Annotated in this window: 17 protein-coding genes; 13 read left to right on the top strand and 4 right to left on the bottom strand. The window is 66.6% G+C overall.

The window, feature by feature from the left end:
- The 4 genes from rbfA to pnp all read left to right on the top strand — a co-directional run.
- On the top strand, positions 1–362 hold a 362-nt coding region (gene rbfA, locus N5E02_RS10410), incomplete at its 5' end, for a 30S ribosome-binding factor RbfA (RefSeq protein ID WP_279946234.1).
- A 107-nt stretch (positions 363–469) separates the two neighbouring features.
- Positions 470–1,378 carry a tRNA pseudouridine(55) synthase TruB gene (truB, locus tag N5E02_RS10415; protein ID WP_279946235.1) on the top strand — a complete coding sequence of 303 codons (909 nt, stop codon included), beginning with the start codon at positions 470–472 and terminating at the stop codon, positions 1,376–1,378.
- Between the two features lie 173 nt (positions 1,379–1,551).
- Positions 1,552–1,812 (top strand): 30S ribosomal protein S15, encoded by a 261-nt coding sequence (rpsO, locus tag N5E02_RS10420; RefSeq protein WP_005417886.1) that lies wholly within the window; start codon positions 1,552–1,554, stop codon positions 1,810–1,812.
- A 151-nt stretch (positions 1,813–1,963) separates the two neighbouring features.
- Positions 1,964–4,072 carry a polyribonucleotide nucleotidyltransferase gene (gene pnp, locus N5E02_RS10425; RefSeq protein ID WP_053499253.1) on the top strand — a complete coding sequence of 703 codons (2,109 nt, stop codon included), beginning with the start codon at positions 1,964–1,966 and terminating at the stop codon, positions 4,070–4,072.
- 121 nt (positions 4,073–4,193) lie between these two features.
- Here the strand turns inward: pnp and N5E02_RS10430 are convergent, their stop codons facing one another.
- Complete coding sequence (locus N5E02_RS10430; RefSeq protein WP_231109138.1) at positions 4,194–5,186, bottom strand: hypothetical protein; 993 nt, start codon at positions 5,184–5,186, stop codon at positions 4,194–4,196.
- Between the two features lie 215 nt (positions 5,187–5,401).
- Here N5E02_RS10430 and N5E02_RS10435 point away from each other — a divergent pair, with 215 nt between their 5' ends.
- Positions 5,402–6,592, top strand: coding sequence for a glycoside hydrolase family 18 protein (locus N5E02_RS10435; protein ID WP_171955639.1), 1,191 nt, complete (start codon positions 5,402–5,404; stop codon positions 6,590–6,592).
- Between the two features lie 37 nt (positions 6,593–6,629).
- Here the strand turns inward: N5E02_RS10435 and N5E02_RS10440 are convergent, their stop codons facing one another.
- Genes N5E02_RS10440 through N5E02_RS10450 form a run of 3 tightly spaced genes read right to left on the bottom strand, consistent with a single transcriptional unit; the run spans position 6,630 to position 8,759 of the window.
- Positions 6,630–8,189 carry a PepSY-associated TM helix domain-containing protein gene (locus N5E02_RS10440; protein WP_164263014.1) on the bottom strand — a complete coding sequence of 520 codons (1,560 nt, stop codon included), beginning with the start codon at positions 8,187–8,189 and terminating at the stop codon, positions 6,630–6,632.
- Positions 8,190–8,199: 10 nt separating this feature from the next.
- Complete coding sequence (locus N5E02_RS10445) at positions 8,200–8,463, bottom strand: hypothetical protein (RefSeq protein ID WP_049413666.1); 264 nt, start codon at positions 8,461–8,463, stop codon at positions 8,200–8,202.
- Positions 8,463–8,759 carry a hypothetical protein gene (locus tag N5E02_RS10450; protein ID WP_005410439.1) on the bottom strand — a complete coding sequence of 99 codons (297 nt, stop codon included), beginning with the start codon at positions 8,757–8,759 and terminating at the stop codon, positions 8,463–8,465. The genes N5E02_RS10445 and N5E02_RS10450 overlap by 1 nt, the downstream gene beginning before the upstream one ends.
- A 428-nt stretch (positions 8,760–9,187) precedes the next feature.
- Here N5E02_RS10450 and thrS point away from each other — a divergent pair, with 428 nt between their 5' ends.
- The 8 genes from thrS to N5E02_RS10490 all read left to right on the top strand — a co-directional run bounded on the left by thrS (position 9,188) and on the right by N5E02_RS10490 (position 16,837).
- Positions 9,188–11,089, top strand: a complete 1,902-nt coding sequence (gene thrS, locus N5E02_RS10455) for a threonine--tRNA ligase (RefSeq protein ID WP_279946236.1) — start codon at positions 9,188–9,190, stop codon at positions 11,087–11,089.
- Positions 11,090–11,152: 63 nt separating this feature from the next.
- Positions 11,153–11,680, top strand: a complete 528-nt coding sequence (infC, locus tag N5E02_RS10460) for a translation initiation factor IF-3 (RefSeq protein ID WP_072169143.1) — start codon at positions 11,153–11,155, stop codon at positions 11,678–11,680.
- 266 nt (positions 11,681–11,946) lie between these two features.
- Positions 11,947–12,144 carry a 50S ribosomal protein L35 gene (gene rpmI, locus N5E02_RS10465; RefSeq protein ID WP_005410436.1) on the top strand — a complete coding sequence of 66 codons (198 nt, stop codon included), beginning with the start codon at positions 11,947–11,949 and terminating at the stop codon, positions 12,142–12,144.
- A gap of 11 nt (positions 12,145–12,155) precedes the next feature.
- Entirely contained in the window at positions 12,156–12,515 is a 360-nt protein-coding gene (rplT, locus tag N5E02_RS10470) for a 50S ribosomal protein L20 (RefSeq protein WP_005410435.1), read from the top strand.
- A 193-nt stretch (positions 12,516–12,708) separates the two neighbouring features.
- Positions 12,709–13,704 (top strand): phenylalanine--tRNA ligase subunit alpha, encoded by a 996-nt coding sequence (locus tag N5E02_RS10475; RefSeq protein WP_005417865.1) that lies wholly within the window; start codon positions 12,709–12,711, stop codon positions 13,702–13,704.
- Between the two features lie 87 nt (positions 13,705–13,791).
- A complete protein-coding gene (pheT, locus tag N5E02_RS10480; RefSeq protein ID WP_065186676.1) occupies positions 13,792–16,173 on the top strand; it encodes a phenylalanine--tRNA ligase subunit beta in 2,382 nt (793 codons plus the stop codon).
- A 27-nt stretch (positions 16,174–16,200) separates the two neighbouring features.
- Positions 16,201–16,500, top strand: coding sequence for an integration host factor subunit alpha (locus N5E02_RS10485; protein ID WP_005410432.1), 300 nt, complete (start codon positions 16,201–16,203; stop codon positions 16,498–16,500).
- Complete coding sequence (locus N5E02_RS10490; protein ID WP_005410431.1) at positions 16,481–16,837, top strand: MerR family transcriptional regulator; 357 nt, start codon at positions 16,481–16,483, stop codon at positions 16,835–16,837. Before N5E02_RS10485 ends, N5E02_RS10490 begins: the two co-directional genes overlap by 20 nt.
- Positions 16,838–16,848 lie beyond the last annotated feature (11 nt).

Consider the following 16,848-nt stretch of genomic DNA (forward strand, 5'->3'; position numbering starts at 1 on the left):
CCGACCGTGTCTCCGCCCAGCTGCGCCGTGAACTCGGCACCCTGGTGCACAACGCCGTGCGCGAGCACGGGTTGCCCTCGGTGAGCGTGTCCGACGTGGAAATCACCCGCGACATGGCCCATGCCAAGGTGTTCGTCACCGCCCTGATGCCGGAACGCTCGGCTGAAGCCGTGGCCGGCCTGAAGGAGCTGGGCTACCGCCTGCGCATGGACCTGGCCCGCGCGATGAAGCTGCGCCACGTGCCGGAGCTGCATTTCCACTACGACGACTCGGTCGACCGTGGTGAGCACATCGACAACATCCTGCGCGACCTGCCCGATACGCTGGCCGCGGAGAAGCGTCGCGGGAGCGACGACGAATAACCGCGCGACGCCGGGCATGCCCGGCGTCGTTGCATTCCGGCTGTGCGACGTCTGACGCAGACCGCGCTGCGGCAGCCGAGCACGGCTCGGCCCTACACATTTCTGCCATGACCCGAATTCAGTTCCGCCGCCTGGATGGCATCCTGCTGCTCGACAAGTCGACCGGCATGAGCTCCAACGCCGCCCTGCAAGTGGCGCGCCGCCTGTTCCGTGCCGAGAAGGGTGGCCACACCGGCAGCCTCGACCCGTTGGCCACCGGCCTGCTGCCACTATGCTTCGGCGAGGCCACCAAGATCGCCGGCCTGCTGCTGGGTTCGGCCAAGGCGTACGATGCCGAGATCGTCCTCGGCCAGACCACGGATACCGATGATGCCGAGGGCCAGGTGCTGGTGCAGCGCCCGGTGCCGGCGATCAGCGCCGAGGCCCTTCAGGCTGCGCTGGCGCCACTGACGGGGAACATCCGTCAGCGGGCTCCGATCTATTCGGCGCTGAAGCAGGGCGGGGAACCGCTGTATGTGAAGGCCCGCCGCGGCGAGGCCATCGAGGCTCCGGAGCGCGAGGTCCAGGTGCACGCGATCGAGGTGCTCGAACAGCTGCCCGGGCGCCTGCACCTGCGCGTGACCTGTGGCTCCGGCACCTATATCCGCAGCTTGGCCCGCGATCTCGGCGAACGCCTGGGCTGTGGCGCCCACATCAGCGCGCTGCGCCGGCTGTGGGTCGAACCGTTCCGCGCGCCGGCGATGGTCACCCTGGACCAGTTACGGGCGATGGCCGAGGCCGGCGAGGAGGCGGGCATGGACGCGCTGCTGCTGCCGCTGGCAGCCGGCCTGGCTGGATACCCGCGGGTCGACCTCGATGCCGGGCAGACCCACCGCTTCTGCGTCGGCCAGCGCCAGCGTGACGCGTCCTGGCCGCATGGCCTGGTGGCCGTGTTCGGTCCGGACGATGCTGTCCAGGGCCTGGGCCAGGTCGACGACAGTGGCCTGCTGGCCCCGCAGCGCCGTTTCAACCTCTGACCGGGGCAGGCTGGTTCAGCCCCGGTCCTTGTCCCGGAAGCCCCTGGCCGTTACAATTTCGCGGCCGTTTTCCGGCAACCTGCCTCGCGCAGGTTTCATCCTCGTAGTCCACGGCGAGCCTGGCGGTGCGCGAAGCGCGTTCCTGCCGGCCACGCATCACAGAGAAAAAAGAAATGTCGATCGACACCCAGAAGGTCATTGAAGACAACAAGCGCAGCGCCGCTGACACCGGCTCCCCGGAAGTCCAGGTTGCCCTGCTGACCGCCCGCATCGAACTGCTGACCGGCCACTTCAAGACCCACAAGAAGGATCACCACAGCCGCCGCGGCCTGCTGCAGATGGTCAACCGCCGTCGCAGCCTGCTCGACTACCTGAAGAAGAAGGACGTCGAGCGTTACAAGGCCCTGATCGAAAAGCTTGGCCTGCGTCGCTAAGCAACGAATCCCCCGCGGCGCAGCGATGCGCCGCGGTTTTGTTTTGTAGCACCGCAATCCCCGATTCAGGCCGGAACGATCCGGCCACCCGCTGGCGGCAAGGGTCGCCGACGGTCCAAATTCGCAGACAGCATCCCCAAGGACACCCTCCGTGGCAAAAATCACCAAAACCTTCCAGTACGGCAAGCACACCGTCACGCTTGAGACCGGCGAAGTCGCCCGCCAGGCCAGCGGCGCGGTCATCGTCAAGATGGACGACACCGTACTGCTGGTCACCGCCGTCGCCGCCAAGAGCGCGCGCGAAGGCCAGGACTTCTTCCCGCTGACCGTCGATTATCAGGAAAAGTTCTACGCCGGCGGCCGCATCCCGGGTGGTTTCTTCAAGCGTGAAGGCCGTGCGACCGAGAAGGAAACGCTGATCTCGCGTCTGATCGACCGTCCGATCCGTCCGCTGTTCCCGGAAGACTACAAGAACGAAGTGCAGATCATCGCCACGGTCATGTCGCTGAACCCGGACGTGGACGGCGACATCCCGGCCCTGATCGGCGCCTCGGCTGCCCTGGCCCTGGCCGGCACCCCGTTCATGGGCCCGATCGGCGCTGCCAAGGTCGGCTACAAGAACGGCGAGTACATCCTGAACCCGACCGTCAGCGAACTGGCTGACTCGCAGCTGGAACTGGTCGTTGCCGGTACCTCCAACGCCGTGCTGATGGTCGAATCCGAAGCCGCGCTACTGTCCGAAGACGTGATGCTGGGCGCCGTGACTTTCGGTCACCGCGAAATGCAGAAGGTCATCAACGCGATCAACGAGCTGACCGTCGAAGCCGGCACCAAGCCGTCGACCTGGGAAGCCCCGGCCAAGAACGACGCGCTGATCTCCGCGCTGAAGGAAGCCATCGGCCCGCGCCTGGGCGAAGCCTTCCAGGTGCGCGACAAGCTGCAGCGCCGTGACGCCATCTCGGCGATCAAGAAGGACGTGTTCGAAGCCCTGGCGGGCCGCGTGGCCGCCGAAGGCTGGAACCCGGCCGAGCTGTCGAAGGAATTCGGCGAGCTGGAATACCGCACCATGCGTGACTCGGTGCTGGACACCAAGGTCCGTATCGACGGCCGTGCGCTGGACACCGTCCGCCCGATCGCCGTGAAGACTGGCGTGCTGCCGCGTACCCACGGTTCCTCGCTGTTCACCCGCGGCGAAACCCAGGCCATCGTGACCATCACCCTGGGCACTGCCCGTGATGGCCAGGTCATCGATGCAGTTGCCGGTGAGTACAAGGAAAACTTCCTGTTCCACTACAACTTCCCTCCGTTCTCGGTGGGCGAGTGCGGCCGCATGATGGGCCCGAAGCGCCGCGAAATCGGCCACGGTCGTCTGGCCAAGCGCGGCGTGCTGGCTGTCATGCCGTCGCTGGAAGCCTTCCCGTACACCATCCGCGTCGTCTCGGAAATCACCGAGTCGAACGGTTCTTCGTCGATGGCGTCGGTCTGCGGCTCGTCGCTGGCCCTGATGGACGCCGGCGTGCCGGTGAAGGCACCGGTGGCCGGTATTGCCATGGGCCTGGTCAAGGAAGGCGACCGTTTCGTGGTCCTGTCCGACATCCTGGGTGACGAAGATCACCTGGGCGACATGGACTTCAAGGTGGCCGGTACCGCTGAGGGCATCTCCGCCCTGCAGATGGACATCAAGATCGAAGGCATCACCGAAGAGATCATGAAGCAGGCCCTGCAGCAGGCCAAGGCTGGCCGTCTGCACATCCTGGGTGAAATGGCCCACGGCCTGACCGCTCCGCGTGAGGAGCTGTCGGACTACGCGCCGCGCCTGCTGACCATCAAGATCCACCCGGACAAGATCCGCGAAGTGATTGGCAAGGGTGGCTCGACCATCCAGGCCATCACCAAGGAAACCGGCACCCAGATCGACATCCAGGACGACGGCACCATCGTCATCGCGTCGGTCAACGCCATCGCTGCCCAGGCTGCCAAGGCCCGCATCGAGCAGATCACCTCGGACGTCGAGCCGGGCCGCATCTACGAAGGCAAGGTCGCCAAGATCATGGACTTCGGTGCGTTCGTCACCATCCTGCCGGGCAAGGACGGCCTGGTCCACGTGTCGCAGATCTCCAGCGAGCGCGTCGAGAAGGTCGGCGACAAGCTGAAGGAAGGCGATGTGGTCAAGGTCAAGGTGCTGGAAGTCGACAAGCAGGGCCGTATCCGCCTGTCGATGAAGGCCGTCGAAGAAGGCGAAGGCGCCAGCGCCGAATAATCGGTACTGCTGATCGTGCGGTGGGTGAGGACCGTTGGTCCTCACGCTTTCGCAAATGAGAAAGCGGGCTTCGGCCCGCTTTCTCTTTGCCTGGAATCCTGTGGGCGAGGATCGTTGGTCCCTACACCTGCGCGCCTTCTTCCTCCTCTCCCAGCCACCACACCTGGCCCGGCTCGGGGTCACTCAGCGGGTGCTCGCGCTGTTCGATGGCCTCCAGCACGCGGCCGGGGGCTGCAGCAACCCACATCGCCATGAGCTTTTCCACCGCGGCCCGGCCCTGTGCGGCCACGCCGAGGTCACGTTCGCGTCTCCATTGGTCTTCACGTGGTGCCTCATCGCCATGATGGTGAGGCGTGCCGTAGCTGCAGCGGCGGCACAGCCGGCGCACGGTGGCCGTCCAGTCCTCGACCATGCCGATGCCGGGCAGCGTGATGGCCTCCAGGGCAGCGATGTCATCGGCCGAGTCGCACTGCACGAACACGGTGAAGGTCGCCATGTCCGAAGGCTGCAGGCGCTGCATGGCATTGAACACCGGCACCTGGCGCTCGTCATAGGCACGTTGGCCGGTCGAGGCCCCGTCGTGCAGCACGATGTCGCCGAAGCGGAAGCCGCTTTCAGGCAGCGGTACGTTGTCGATGCGTGCACGCACCGGATCAATGCGGCTCATAAACACCACTTCGGCGTCGGACCACGGTGCCAAGCGCACGCAGGCTACGCCGAAGTTGCCCTCGATCGGGCCTTCGCCCTCGGGCAGGGTGATGCCACAGCGGGACCATTGGCGGCGTGCTTCGGCCCAGTCACCGACGCCGGTGGCGGCGATACCGGCATTCCACGCGGTGGCTTCATCGAACTCGCCGCGCAGCTGTTCTGATTGCAGGTTGTCCTGCAGTGAGGAGGCCCAGTCGCGCAGGTACTTGTGTGCCAATCCGCGCATGTAATGCAGGTACGGGACTTCGGCAGCGAGTGCGATCAGCTCGCCGAACAGCGCCACCGCCTGCTGCAGGTCGCCTTCGCGGAAGGCGGCGTAGGCGCGCGCCTCCAGTGCCTCGCGGTCGTCGAGGGTTTCGTCGCCAAGCAGGTCGCCGTCGTCGATACTGTCGTAGTCGATGCTCATGTCCATGCGCGATTGAAGGTCTGCGGCTACCTTAGCCGATGCATGGGGCGGCGGCGTCGGTGCGTGTCCTGCTGCAGTGCATGACGGCAATCGCGTGTCTGCCCCGCTGTCGTCACGGGATGCGGTGTGCCTGTCACGGGGCGACATGCCGCGACATCCGTCCCATGGGTCCTTCCGTTTGCTAACGTGGCGGCGCCTTTGAACCGGGAGATCCCATGTTCCGCCAGACCGTGGCCGTCCTTGCCGTGCTGATTGCCGGTGCCTTGCCCATTGCCGCGCACGCAGCGCCCGCACAGCCGCCGATCTTCGGCGCCTACTACCCTGGCGGATCGGCCGAGCGCTATCCGGTGTCGAGCATTCCGGCCGAGCGCCTGACCCACCTGTTCTACGCGTTCTCCACCATCGAGGACGGCCGCTGCACGGTCGGTGCGGAAGCGCCGAAGAATTTCGCCGCACTGGCCGAACTCAAGAAGGCGCACCCGCAGCTGCGCACGCTGATTTCCATTGGCGGCTGGGGCGCAGGCGGCTTCTCCGATGCGGCACTGACCGAAACCAGCCGCAAGCGCCTGGTCGACTCATGCATGGCGCTGTTCTTCGAGCGCCACGCCGGCAGCTTCGATGGCGTGGACATCGACTGGGAATTCCCGGTCAGTGGCGGACCGAAGGAGCTGGCGCATCGCCCGCAGGATCGCGCCAACCTGACCCGGCTTGCGCAGTCCTTCCGCCAGGCACTCGATGCACGCGGTCGCAAGGTGGGCCAGCCGATGCTGCTGACCGCCGCGTTGGCCGCCGGCCGCCTGCAGACCGACGGTCCCTATGATCCAGCGGCGAGCTACGACCTGCCGGCGCTGGCCAGGGTGTTCGATTTCATCAACCTGATGAGCTACGACATGGGCACCGGCTTTTCGTCGGTGTCGACCTTCAATGCGCCCTTGCATGAAGTGCCGGCCGATCCGCTGGCGCCGGAGCTGCGCCGCTGGAACAACGTGGCCGGCGCCGTGCAGTACTACCGTGAACATGGCGTGCCGGCCGACAAGCTGGTGCTGGGCGTGCCGTTCTACGGGCGCGGCTTCAAGGTCACCGGCGATGCACCGGACGGCCTGTATCAGCCCTACAGTGCACCGGCCGATGCCGGCGACTGGCGGGTGATCAAGGCGCGCTATCTCGACCAGCCGGGTTGGACCAGGCACTGGCAGCCGCAGGCGCAGAGCCCGTGGCTGTACAACGCCGGGCAGAAGATCCTCATCAGCTATGAGGACCCGCGTTCGATCGGCCTGCGTGCGCAGTTCGCCCGCGAGCAGGGCCTGGCCGGAGTGTTCATGTGGGAGCTGACCGGTGACGACGATCAGGCCAGCCTGCTCAACGCCATGCTCGGCCCGTGGCAGAAGGCGCGCATCGGCGATTGAGTCGCGTGCTGGCGCCGGGCTCATGCCCGGCGACGCTTCAGTTCGCCCAGACGCTGTTCGGATCGCCGTTGCGGGCGCGGCGCTGGCTGGCGACGGCCAGGCGGGCGAAGCCGAAGGCCATGGCCAGCGCGATGGCATCGATCCAGAACAGCGGCCACTGGCCACGCGCGGCGGCGCGCCACAGCCAGTCACCATTGAGTGCACCGTGCAGGACCGGCACCAGTGCAGTGCTGATCGCTGCGGCCCACAGCAGTTCGCGCGCGGCCTGCGCGGGGCGGCGCAGTGCAGCCCACAGCGCACAGGCTGCCCAGCTGCCGAAGCAGGTCCAGCGGATGCCGTGGTCGACCGCCGACGGTGCCAGCCGCTCCAGCACCAGTGCGGTGACGAACGCGACCGAGATCGCCACGCACAGGCCGATGCACACCCCGACCGTGGCCCGCGCCATGTTCACACCGGCACGTGGCTGTTGTGGCTGGCGACGCTTGCGCCGCGACTCGATCCACAGCAGGTTGCCGGAGTAGAACAGGAACGCACCGCCGAGGCCGAGCAGGAAGTACAGCCAGACCACCACGCCGTTGCCGAACTCACCGAAGTGCAGCGCGTAGGCGGCGCTGAGCGTGGCGTGGTTGGCGTCGCGCTGGCCCGGCAGCTGCGACGCGAGCAGGTTGCCGGTGGCGACGTCCAATGCCACGGCACCAAGCGGGCCGAGGGTGCCACTGGCCTCGCCGGTGATCTCGATCGTGGCGTTGGCATCGCCGCCATTGGCCAGCTTCAGGTAGGCCGGTTCAAAGTTGGCCACGCCCTGCGCGCGGGCCACTTCAAGTGCGCGCGCATGCAGCACGCGCAGGCTGCCCGGTGGCGCCGGAATCCCGCTGGCGTCGCGCACCGGCGCAGTGTCCATCGCGGTCGGTACCGCTTGCAGCGCCTTGCCGTCGTAGATCAGCGGATTGAGCAGGGCCATCTGCACGAACACCAGGCACAGCAGGGCGCCCGTGACTGCGAACATCAGGTGGAAAGGCAGGCTGAGCACGCCGATCACGTTGTGCGCGTCCTGCCACAGCTGCTTCAGGTTGCGGCCCGGGCGCAGCGCGAACAGGTCGCCGAACAGCCTCGGCAGGTGGATCACCAGGCCGCTCAGCAGCGCCATGCCATACAGCAGGCTGACGATGCCCATCACATAGATGCCGGCCACCGGCAGGCCGAGGCTGTAGTGCAGTTCGTTGACCAGTTCTGCCAGTCCGGTCTGCGGCGGCGAGGGGCTGCCGGCGATCTGGCCCGGCCAGGCGTAGCGCCAGCTGCCGTCATCGGCCTGCCAGTACGCCAGGGGCTGCGGGTGTTCGGTGCCGGGGAAGGTCATGCCAACGTGGCGGCGGGCCTCCGGGTGTGTCGCCAGTACGTCTTCCAGCAGGTACTGCGCATCGTCCAGGCCCGCCGGCAAGGCGGTGGCTGCGCCCGGGGTCTGCCACAGCGGCAAGTCGTGATGGAACAGGGTCAGCGCACCCGCATAGAAGGCCACGAAAAGGCCGAAGCCGGCGACCAGGCCGACCCAGGTGTGCAGGGTGGTGAACGTGCGCAGCGTCTGCGAACTGAACTTCATGGGGGAGCTCTCATTGCACCGCGCCGGTCAGGCGCAGCAGCCCGAGCACGGCGAAGCCGGCCGCGGCGCTGCCACCCAGAACCAGCCAGGCGCGCAGTGCGCTGCGGAAGCTGAACGCCCACAGGGCGGCCAGCATCCATAACGGGATGAAGGCGATCAGGGTCGGCACCAGTGCGCGCTGCCACGGGCCGGGCGGCAGCCAGGCCAGCAGGCCGGTAGCGGCGGCCGCAAGCAGGAAGCCAGCGATGATGCCGGCGAAGGCGCGCGGCCACATCAGGGTGACTCCGTGCCCGGGCGATGCCAGGCGGCCAGCGCCGGCAACAGCATCGCAGCGAGCATCCAGGTGCACAGCATCGCCACCAGGCCGGCAGCGAAGCCGAGTTCGGCCATCCACAACCACAGGGCAGCAGCGGCGGCGACCAGGCCGATCTGGCGGCCGAGACGACCGGCACGGCGCAGGCGGGGCCAACGGCAGTGCGGCGAGGCGGCATAGAAGGCCAGTGCCGAAAACATCGCTGCCAGCATGCCCAGGCTGCAGAAGCCCAGGGTGGAAAGGCCGACGGTGATCATTGCGGGCGGGCGCCGCGGCAGTGGGCCGGCGAACGCGGGGCACGGGCGGGGCCGGCGGGAGCCGGTCGGAGCGGGTGGCGCATCACGAGGTCCTGGGGGAAGCGGGCAGGCTGGCACGGGGCGGGCTGCGCGGACATGGTAATCATTGCGTTTTCACGCCGCCAGCGCCGGCCATTCAGCGGACCGCACGGCAGCCCTTGGGCTTTCCGGTGCGCTGGTTTAAGATCGTCGCAGACTCCTGACTGGAACAAGGTGGCCCGCGCCCAGCGCCGGCCGAGCGTGCGACATGAGCACTACCACCGCCCACTGTTGACCTGCCCCCGAAGGCCCTGTGTTCCAGGCGCCCTCGCGGCGCTTTTTTATTGCCCGGGCCGCGGCCCGGGAACGCTTTCCAGCCCGCCCCGCGGGCCCCGCACGAAGCCACTGCGATGATCAACATTACCCTTCCCGACGGCAGCCGCCGCGAGTTCGAAAATCCCGTCAGCGTCATGGACGTCGCCCAGTCGATCGGTGCCGGCCTGGCCAAGGCCACCATCGCCGGTTCCGTCGATGGCGTGCTGGTCGATGCCAGCGACGTCATCGACCACGATGCCAGCCTGCGCATCATCACCGCCAAGGACGAGGAGGGCGTGGAGATCATCCGCCACTCCTGCGCCCACCTGGTCGGCCACGCCGTCAAGCAGCTGTACCCGGACGTGAAGATGGTGATCGGCCCGGTGATTGCCGAGGGCTTCTACTACGACATCTATTCCGAGCGCCCGTTCACGCCGGACGACATGGCCGCGATCGAGAAGCGCATGGGTGAACTGATCGCCCAGGACTACGACGTCATCAAGAAGATGACGCCGCGCGCCGAGGTGATCGAGATCTTCAAGGCCCGTGGCGAGGACTACAAGCTGCGCCTGATCGAAGACATGTCCGACGACATCCAGGCGATGGGCATGTACTACCACCAGGAATACGTGGACATGTGCCGGGGCCCGCACGTGCCGAACACGCGCTTCCTGAAGGCCTTCAAGCTGACCCGCATCTCCGGCGCCTACTGGCGCGGCGACGCGCAGAACGAGCAGCTGCAGCGCATCTACGGCACCGCCTGGGCTGACAAGAAGCAGCTGGAGGCGTACATCAAGCGCATCGAGGAAGCCGAGATGCGCGACCACCGCCGCATCGGCAAGCAGCAGGACCTGTTCCACCTGCAGGAAGAAGCCCCGGGCCTGGTGTTCTGGCACCCGAAGGGCTGGGCACTGTGGCAGGTGGTCGAGCAGTACATGCGCAAGGTCTACCGCAGCAGCGGCTACGGCGAAGTGCGCTGCCCGCAGATCCTGGACGTGAGCCTGTGGAAGAAGTCCGGCCACTGGGACAACTACCAGGACAACATGTTCTTCACCGAATCGGAGAAGCGCACGTACGCGGTCAAGCCGATGAACTGCCCGGGCCACATCCAGGTGTTCAACCAGGGCCTGCACAGCTACCGCGACCTGCCGATCCGCTACGGTGAGTTCGGTTCCTGCCACCGCAACGAGCCGTCCGGCGCGCTGCACGGCATCCTGCGCGTGCGTGGTTTCACCCAGGACGACGGCCACGTGTTCTGCACGGAAAACCAGATCGAGTCGGAAGTGACGGCCTTCCACCAGCAGGCGCTGGCGGTCTACCAGCACTTCGGCTTCGACGAGATCCAGATCAAGATCGCGCTGCGTCCGGAGTCGCGCCTGGGTGACGACGCCACCTGGGACAAGGCCGAAGGCGCGCTGCGCTCGGCGCTGACCGCCTGTGGCGTGGAATGGCAGGAGCTGCCGGGCGAGGGTGCCTTCTACGGCCCGAAGATCGAGTACCACCTGAAGGACGCGATCGGCCGTACCTGGCAGCTGGGCACCATGCAGGTCGACTTCATGATGCCGGGCCGCCTGGGCGCCGAGTACGTGGACGAGAACAGCCAGAAGAAGCACCCGGTCATGCTGCACCGCGCCATCGTCGGCTCGATGGAGCGCTTCCTGGGCATCCTGATCGAGCACCATGCCGGCCAGTTCCCGGCCTGGCTGGCACCGACCCAGGTGGTGGTGGCCAACATCACCGACGCCCAGGCCGACTACGTCTCGGGCGTGACCAAAACCCTTGCGGAGCAAGGCTTCCGCGTCAGCTCGGATTTGCGTAACGAGAAGATCGGCTATAAAATCCGCGAGCATACGTTGCAGCGCGTGCCCTACCTGCTGGTCATCGGTGACCGCGAGAAGGAGAATGGGGCTGTGGCGGTGCGTACGCGTTCTGGCGAAGACCTGGGCAGCATGAGCCTGCAGGCCTTCATCGAGCGGCTCCAGGCCGAGGGCGCGTAAGCAAAGGTCCGGTCCGGGCGCACAGGCACCCGGACCGGTTCGATACCCTTGGGAGAACGTAATATCAGCACCCCTGACAACAAACAGAACCGCAAGAATCAGGAAATCCGTGTGCCGCGCGTCCGCGTGATCGGCAGTGACGGAGAAATGATCGGCGTGTTGTCGCGCGACGAAGCGCTGTCCATGGCCGAAGATGAAGGCCTGGACCTGGTCGAGATCCAGCCGCAGGCCGATCCGCCGGTCTGCAAGATCATGGACTTCGGCAAGTTCAAGTTCGAAGCGCAGAAGAAGGCCAGCGAGGCCAAGAAGAAGACCAAGCAGGTCGAGATCAAGGAAGTGAAGTTCCGTCCGGTCACGGACGAGGGCGACTACCAGATCAAGCTGCGCAAGATGCGCGGGTTCCTTGAAGAAGGCGACAAGATCAAGGTCAACATCCGCTTCCGTGGCCGTGAAATGAGCCACCAGGAACTGGGTCGTGAAATGGCCAACCGGATCGAGGCCGATCTGGGCGAGGACATCGTCATTGAATCCCGTCCGCGCCTGGAAGGGCGCCAGATGGTCATGATGATCGCGCCGAAGAAGAAGACCTGAGGCCGGACGGGCCGCCTTCCGGGGCGCCTGGCTGAATGGTTCAGGATAAAGGGACGCCGCTGGCGTCCCTTTGCTTTTGCAGGATGCCGGTGAAGTGCCGGCGAAAGGGCTGCAGGGGCTGGTGGCAGGGCGGTTTTGCCTGTATCATGCCCGGCTCGACCCACCCAGGACGGGTCGTACGCCGATCATGGCAGGACGGAAAGAGCGGCCCAGGCCGCCGCCAGATCAGTCAGAAACCAGGGTCATATCCCATCAAGGACATTGCAATGCCCAAGATCAAGACCAACCGGGCAGCGGCCAAGCGTTTCCGCAAGACCGCCTCGGGCAAGTACAAGTGCGGCCACGCCAACCGTAGCCACATCCTCACGAAGAAAGCGACCAAGCGTAAGCGTAATCTGCGTCAGACGGGCCATGTCCGTGCAGAAGACGCAGGCCGTCTGGACCGCATGCTCCCTTACCTCTGAGGAACTGAAAAATGGCACGAGTTAAGCGTGGCGTACAGGCGCGTCGCCGCCACAAGAAGATTCTGGATCTCGCCAAGGGCTATTACAACGCCCGTCGCAAGGTCTTCCGCGTCGCCAAGCAGGCGGTCATCAAGGCACAGCAGTACGCCTACATCGGCCGTAAGCAGAAGAAGCGCAACTTCCGTTCGCTGTGGATCACCCGTATCAATGCGGCTGCCCGCATCAACGGCCTGAGCTACAGCCGCTTCATGAACGGCCTGCTGAAGGCTGGCATCACCCTGGATCGCAAGGTCCTGGCTGACATCGCCGTGCACGACGCAGCCGGTTTTGCTGCGCTGGCCGAAAAGGCCAAGGGCGCGCTGGCGGCATAAGTCCTTCCCGATGCCGTAACCGTTCACTCGGAACGGTGTCAGGTCAAGGCAATGCATGGGGAAGGGCGCAAGTCCTTCCCCATTCTTTTTTGGGTTCCGGCGAGGCCATGGCGGCAGCGCGGGGACGGCGGTGGCGACAGGGGTCGGCCCTTCGCGCATCGCGATGGCAGATCGACTGGAGTTCCGGCCCCCCATGAGCGACATCCAATCCCTCACCACCCAGGCGCTGGCCGATGTGGCCGCCGCACAGAGTCCCGACGTGCTGGAACAGCTGCGCGTGGCCCTGCTTGGCAAGAGTGGCAGCATCACCTCGCAGCTCAAGCAGCTCGGCGCCCTGCCGGCGGACGAGCGCAAGGCCGCTGGTGAAGCGATCAACCAGGCCCGCGACGCGCTGACCCGCGCGCTGGGCGAGCGCAAGGCGCTGCTGGAGGACGCGGCGCTGGATGCGCGCCTGGCCGCCGAAGCCATCGACATCACCCTGCCGGGCCGCAACGGCGACCGTGCCGGCCTGCACCCGATCACCCGCACCCTGGAGCGCATCACCGGCATCTTCGGCCGGCTGGGCTACGAGCTGTCGGAAGGGCCGGAGATCGAGGACGACTGGCACAATTTCGAGGCGCTGAACTTCCCGCCGCACCATCCGGCGCGCGCCATGCACGACACCTTCTACTTCGGCGACGGCCGCCTGCTGCGCACGCACACCTCCGGCGTGCAGGTGCGCTACATGGGCGACCACGCGCCGCCACTGCGCATGATCGCCGCCGGCAAGGTGTACCGCAGCGACAGCGACCAGACCCATTCGCCGATGTTCCACCAGGTGGAAGGCCTGCTGGTGGACGAGCATTCGACCTTCGCCGACCTGAAGGGCACGCTGGCCGAGTTCGTGCGCGCGTTCTTCGAGCGCGACTTCGAGATGCGCTTCCGCCCCAGCTATTTCCCGTTCGTGGAGCCGGGCGCGGAAGTGGACATTGCCTGGCAGCAGCCCGACGGCAGCACCCGCTGGCTGGAAGTGCTGGGCTGCGGCATGGTCCATCCGAACGTGCTGCGCAACGTCGGCATCGATCCGGAGCGCTACACCGGCTTCGCGTTCGGCATGGGCGTGGAGCGTTTCGCGATGCTTCGTTACGGCGTCAACGATCTGCGCGCGTTCTTCGAGAACGACGTGCGATTCCTGAAACAGTTCGCGTAAGCCGCAACCATGTAGAGCTGAGCCATGCTCGGCTGCTCCTAAATTCGCAGGCCCAGGCGCATGCGCCGGGCCCACCAGGGTGACACCATGAAATTCTCCGAAAACTGGCTGCGCAGCCATGTCCCGACCGGCGCCTCGCGCGATGAACTGAGTGCAGTGCTGACCGCCATCGGCCTGGAAGTGGAAGAAGTGACCGCGCTGGGCGAAGGCCTCGATCACGTGGTCGTGGCGCGCATCGTCGAGGCCGTGCGCCATCCCGAAGCTGATCGCCTGCAGGTGTGCAGGGTCGATGCCGGGCAGGGCGAACTGCTGCAGATCGTCTGCGGCGCACCGAACGCGCGCCCGGGCCTGGTCGCGCCGCTGGCCATGGTGGGTGCGCAGATCGGCGAGCTGAAGATCAAGCCGGCCAAGCTGCGCGGCGTCGAGTCCAACGGCATGCTGTGCTCGGCCAAGGAGCTGGGCCTGGACAACGATGCCTCCGGCCTGCTGGAGCTGCCCGATGACGCGCCGGTCGGCCACGCCCTGGTCGACTACCTGGGCCTGCCGGACGCCAGCATCGAGATCAAGCTGACCCCGAACCGCGCCGACTGCTTCAGCCTGCGCGGCATCGCCTATGACGTCGCCGCCGCCACCCGCAGCGAAGTGCTGGACTTCGCTGCCGAGGCCATTCCGGCAGTCGGCAGCCGTGAGCTGAGCATCCAGCTCGACGCCGGCGCCGAAGCGCCGCGTTACCTGGGCCGTGTCATCGAGGGCGTCAACGCCGCCGCCAAGACTCCGTTGTGGATGGCCGAGCGCCTGCGCCGCAGTGGCGTGCGTCCGGTCTCGCTGCTGGTCGACATCACCCAGTATGTGATGCTGGAGCTGGGCCAGCCGATGCATGCCTACGACCTCGGCACCCTGCAGGGCAGCATTGCCGTGCGCCGTTCGCGCGCGGGCGAGACGCTGAAGCTGCTGGACGGCCGCGATGCCGCGCTGGACGACAGCTTCCTGGTGGTCACCGACGCCGATCGTGCGATCGGCCTGGCTGGCCTGATGGGCGGCTTCGACACCCGTGTCACCGACGCAACCACCGCCGTGTTCCTGGAAGCCGCGCACTTCGCGCCGGCTGCGATCATGGGCCGTGGCCGCAAGCTGGGCCTGCACACCGATGCCGGCCACCGCTTCGAGCGCGGCGTCGATCCGGCGCTGCCGCGCATCGCGATCGAGTACGCCACTCGCCTGGTGCTGGACCTGGCGGGCGGCACCCCGGCGCCGGTTACCGAGGCCGTGCGTGAAGCCGATCTGCCGCAGCCGGCAACCATCGTGCTGCGCCGCGCCCGCATCACCCGCGTGCTCGGCATCACCATCGACGATGCGGAAGTCGAGCGCATCCTGCGCGCGCTGGGCATGGACGTGGTTGCTGCTGCCGACGGCTGGCAGGTGGTCGCGCCGAGCCGCCGCTTCGACATCGCCATTGAAGAAGACCTGATCGAAGAGCTGGCCCGCATCCACGGTTACGAGCAGATCCCGACCACGCTGCCGGGCGGTGCCGCCCGCGTGGCGATGCCGAGCGAGACCCAGCTGGACGCGCTGAGCGTGCGCCGCCAGCTGATCGCCCGTGACCAGCAGGAAACCGTCAATTTCGCCTTCGTCGACGATGCGCTGCTGGCCCAGTGGCAGCTGCGCGACGGCCTGGTGCCACTGGCCAATCCACTGTCGGCCGAACTGGCGGTAATGCGTCCGTCGCTGCTGCCGGGCCTGGTCGCCACACTGGGCCGCAACGCCGCCCGCCAGCTCGGCCGCGTGCGCCTGTTCGAGCTCGGCCGCGTGTTCGCCCAGCAGGCCGGAGATGGCCAGCCGGCACCGCTGGAAACGCCGCGCGTGGCGGCAGCTGTCTGCGGTGACGCGCAGGCGGTGCAGTGGGGCCTGCCGACTCGCAAGGTCGACTTCCATGACCTGAAGGGCGACCTGGAATCGCTGGCGGCTGCCAGTGGTGCGGTACTGGAGTTCCGCCCGTCGGCCCGTGCCTACGGCCACCCGGCGCGGTCGGCCGAGGTGTACCGCGATGGCGTGGTGATCGGCTGGATCGGCCAGATCCACCCGCGTCTGGCCAAGGCGATGGATATCGAGGCCGATGTCTACGCCTTCGAGCTGGATCTGGAACCGCTGACCGCCCGTCGCCTGCCACGTGCCGGCGAGCTGTCGCGCTTCCCGGCGGTGCGTCGCGACCTGGCGTTCCTGGTGCCTGAACAGGTGGCCTGGGCCGATCTGGCGGCGACCGTGCGCCAGGCCGCCGGCCCGCTGCTGCGCGACCTGAACCTGTTCGACCGTTACGTCGGCCAGGGCGTCGAGCCGGGATTCAAGAGTCTCGCTATGGGCTTGATTTTGCAGGACAAGTCGCGCACTCTGACGGACCGCGACGTGGATGCGGTGGTGGCCGAGGCGGTCACTGCCATCGAGCGTGAACACCACGCCCGGATCCGCGGCTGAGCGGGCGGCACTCGGGGGTAGCAGGCAATGGCATTGACCAAGGCGGAGATGGCGGAAAAGCTGTTCGACGAAGTCGGTCTGAACAAGCGGGAAGCCAAGGAATTCGTCGACGCGTTTTTCGATGTGCTGCGTGAAGCATTGGAACAGGGACGTCAGGTGAAGCTGTCGGGCTTCGGTAATTTCGATCTGCGGCGCAAGAACCAGCGCCCGGGTCGCAACCCGAAGACCGGCGAGGAAATTCCGATTTCCGCCCGTACGGTGGTCACCTTCCGTCCGGGCCAGAAGCTCAAGGAGAGGGTGGAAGCTTATGCTGGATCCGGGCAGTAATCGCGAACTACCGCCGATCCCGGCCAAGCGCTACTTCACCATCGGTGAGGTCAGCGAGCTGTGCGACGTCAAGCCGCACGTCCTGCGCTACTGGGAAACCGAGTTTCCCAGCCTTGAGCCGGCCAAGCGCCGAGGCAACCGCCGCTACTACCAGCGCCATGACGTGCTGATGGTGCGGCAGATCCGCAGCCTGCTGTACGAACAGGGCTACACCATCGGTGGTGCACGCCTGCGCCTGGATGGTCCCGATGCCCGCGAGGAATCGGCGCTGAGCAACCAGATCATCAAGCAGGTGCGCATGGAGCTGGAAGAAGTGCTGCAGTTGCTGCGCCGCTGATCCAATTTCCA

The organism is Stenotrophomonas sp. GD03777, assembly GCF_029842485.1.
Lineage (GTDB): Bacteria > Pseudomonadota > Gammaproteobacteria > Xanthomonadales > Xanthomonadaceae > Stenotrophomonas > Stenotrophomonas sepilia.

Excerpts from the sequence above, each read along its gene's own strand:
- truB (WP_279946235.1), top strand. The coding sequence starts at position 470 with ATGACCCGAATTCAGTTCCGCCGCCTGGATGGCATCCTGCTGCTCGAC.
- rpsO (WP_005417886.1), top strand. The coding sequence starts at position 1,552 with ATGTCGATCGACACCCAGAAGGTCATTGAAGACAACAAGCGCAGCGCC.
- N5E02_RS10430 (WP_231109138.1), bottom strand. The coding sequence starts at position 5,186 with ATGAGCATCGACTACGACAGTATCGACGACGGCGACCTGCTTGGCGAC.
- N5E02_RS10435 (WP_171955639.1), top strand. The coding sequence starts at position 5,402 with ATGTTCCGCCAGACCGTGGCCGTCCTTGCCGTGCTGATTGCCGGTGCC.
- N5E02_RS10440 (WP_164263014.1), bottom strand. The coding sequence starts at position 8,189 with ATGAAGTTCAGTTCGCAGACGCTGCGCACGTTCACCACCCTGCACACC.
- N5E02_RS10445 (WP_049413666.1), bottom strand. The coding sequence starts at position 8,463 with ATGTGGCCGCGCGCCTTCGCCGGCATCATCGCTGGCTTCCTGCTTGCG.
- N5E02_RS10450 (WP_005410439.1), bottom strand. The coding sequence starts at position 8,759 with ATGATCACCGTCGGCCTTTCCACCCTGGGCTTCTGCAGCCTGGGCATG.
- thrS (WP_279946236.1), top strand. The coding sequence starts at position 9,188 with ATGATCAACATTACCCTTCCCGACGGCAGCCGCCGCGAGTTCGAAAAT.
- rpmI (WP_005410436.1), top strand. The coding sequence starts at position 11,947 with ATGCCCAAGATCAAGACCAACCGGGCAGCGGCCAAGCGTTTCCGCAAG.
- rplT (WP_005410435.1), top strand. The coding sequence starts at position 12,156 with ATGGCACGAGTTAAGCGTGGCGTACAGGCGCGTCGCCGCCACAAGAAG.
- N5E02_RS10475 (WP_005417865.1), top strand. The coding sequence starts at position 12,709 with ATGAGCGACATCCAATCCCTCACCACCCAGGCGCTGGCCGATGTGGCC.
- pheT (WP_065186676.1), top strand. The coding sequence starts at position 13,792 with ATGAAATTCTCCGAAAACTGGCTGCGCAGCCATGTCCCGACCGGCGCC.
- N5E02_RS10485 (WP_005410432.1), top strand. The coding sequence starts at position 16,201 with ATGGCATTGACCAAGGCGGAGATGGCGGAAAAGCTGTTCGACGAAGTC.
- N5E02_RS10490 (WP_005410431.1), top strand. The coding sequence starts at position 16,481 with ATGCTGGATCCGGGCAGTAATCGCGAACTACCGCCGATCCCGGCCAAG.